This window comes from Nocardiopsis salina YIM 90010 (assembly GCF_000341025.1).
Taxonomy (GTDB): domain Bacteria; phylum Actinomycetota; class Actinomycetes; order Streptosporangiales; family Streptosporangiaceae; genus Nocardiopsis; species Nocardiopsis salina.
Window position 1 is genome coordinate 1 of record NZ_ANBF01000033.1, and the last position, 2367, is coordinate 2367.

Annotated in this window: 1 protein-coding gene and 1 pseudogene; both read left to right on the top strand. The window is 73.8% G+C overall.

The features are described from left to right. On the top strand, positions 1 to 844 hold an 844-nt coding region (locus D474_RS0103560; RefSeq protein WP_017612224.1), incomplete at its 5' end, for a PucR family transcriptional regulator. Positions 845 to 976: 132 nt separating this feature from the next. Next, positions 977 to 2367: pseudogene (locus tag D474_RS27515) on the top strand (DNA helicase); the annotation flags it as partial.

The following is a 2367-nucleotide window of genomic DNA, read 5'->3' on the forward strand; positions in this document are numbered from 1 at the left end:
CACCACCCTCGCCCTGGGTCGCCTGCTCGAACGCCACCAGGAGAGCCTGGAACGCCAGACCCACCGAACGATCATCGCCGGGATCCTCGACCGTGCCTACTCCGACCCCGAGGAGGCCCTCGTGCGCGCCCGCGCCGTCGGGGTACCCCTGCAGGGCCGCGAACTCGTCGGGCTCGTGCTGCGCCTACGAGAGAGCGGCACCGGGCTGGCCGCCGAGGCCCGACTGTCCGACACCGCCGAGGGCGCCGCCCGCGCCTGCCGCGCACTGCGCCTGCCGGCGCTGGTCGGTTCCCTCGACGACCTGCGTGTGGGAATCCTGCTCGCTCTGCCCGACCGCGGCCGCCTCGAGACCACGCTCCACATGCTCGCCGACCGGATCCACGGCATGCTCGGTGACAACGCGGTCCTGGCCGTGGGATCGACCGCCGACGGGGTGCGCGAGGTCCGGCGCTCCTTCCTCGAAGCGCGCCAGGTAGGTGACGTCGCCCTGCGCCAGAGCGACCGCCGTCCCTTCTACCGCCTGCCGGACCTGCACCTGCGCGGACTCCTGCACCTGTTCCGTGAGGACGAGCGCCTGCAGACCTACGTCGAACGCGAACTCGGCCCGCTCCTGGAGTACGACGACCGGCACGGCGGCGACCTCACCGAGATGCTCCGCCACTACCTGGACTCGGGACGGAACAAGGCCCGCGCGGCCGCCCGCGCCCACCTGTCGCGACCCGCCTTCTACGAACGCCTGCGCCGTATCGCCAACGTGCTGGACGCCGATCTGGAGTCGGTGGAAACCTCCCTTTCCCTGCACGTGGCGCTGTGGTCGCTGGACGCCCTGCGCGACGCCCCCTGAACCGCCGCCCGCACGAAATGGTGCACCGGTTTTCCCGTTCCCCGGGTCCCCGGCCGCGCCGTCCACGACAATGGAGCGGATCCGGACTTTGAGTAACCACCTGATCACCCGATCGGGGGTGGGGGAGCGGCTGTGCGGTCACTGCAGGACCACGAGGACACCATCACGGAAGACACCACCGCTGCACCCGGCGGGCCGCCGGCGCCGACCGGGCGCTCCGGGGTGGGTGTTGCCTCGCTGCGCTGGAAACCCTCCGTGGACCGAAGCGGGGTGTGCTCGTTCCTGGCCTACCTGCGCACCTGTGTGCGCCGTGAGGCCGTGCACCACCACGTCGTGCTCGAGGACCAGATCGACACCGACGTGAGCGCCTGCCTGCCGGCCGGCCCGGAACCGCTGTTCAGCGGCGCCGCCGAGACCCTGGGGTCCGACCCTGCCACCGCGCGTGTGGCACGGTGCGCCGGCCGCTACGGGCAGTCGCTGCGGTACGGCTACCCGCTGGTGCTCACCGGAGAGGGGCACGACCGCGTCGCGCTGCCGCTGCTGACCGTCGACGTGCGGACCGTTGACGAGACCGGGGCGCCTGTGCGCTCAACGGCACCCGGAGCCCGGATGCGCGCCGTCGGCCCGCCCGACCTCAACGCCGCGCTCCTGTCCCGGCTGGGTATCACCGACCCCGAGGACCTCTTCGAACTCCGTGCCCGCCTGCGCGCGGGGGGACCGGGTGATGCCCGGCGTCCCGCCGCCGTCGGCGAGCTGCTCGGGAAGGTGCGCAGCCTGCTCTCACGCCTGGAGATCGAACGGGTCGACGACATCGACCCCGCCGCCACCCGCGGTGGCCCCCGCGGGTCCGCGACCGGGGCGCACAACGCCGCGGTAGTTTTCCGGGCCGGCCCCGAGGAGCACCCTGTCGGCCGCGACTGCGCCCCCGGCGGCGCCGCAGGCCTCCTGGACGACCTCGACCACACCACCGACCACGGACTCGACCCCGACCGCGTCAGCGGTACGGCCCTGGAGGCCCTGGTCGGGCCGCCGGCCACCGAGGACGGGGAGCCCCTCGGCGGTGACGCCGTCCCCATCAGCGCCGCCCTGCTCGGCCAGGACCAGTACGCCCTCGTGCGCGCGGGTATGCGCGAGCAGCTCACCGTCGCCCTCACGCCGCCCGGGACCGGTGACGACATCGCCGTGGACGCGCTGGTGCGCACCGCCGTCACCCACGGCCAGCGCGTCCTGGTCTGCGCGCACACCGACACCGAACTCGACCGTGTCCTGCGCCGGACCGACACCCACCCTGCGCACCCGGTCGTCCGGGTCGGGGAGGGGACCCACCGCGGTGCCGAGGCCCGCCTGCTCACCCGGCTGCTCGCCGAGCACCGCGGATCGCGCACCGCCACCGTGCAGGGCGGCTCACGCTGGGGCGACCTCACCGCCGAGTGGAACCGGGTCCGCGAAGCCTGGGACGCGATGGACACCATGGCCTCCGGCGGCCACGAACTCGCCCACCTGGCCGAGGAACGCGCCCGCCA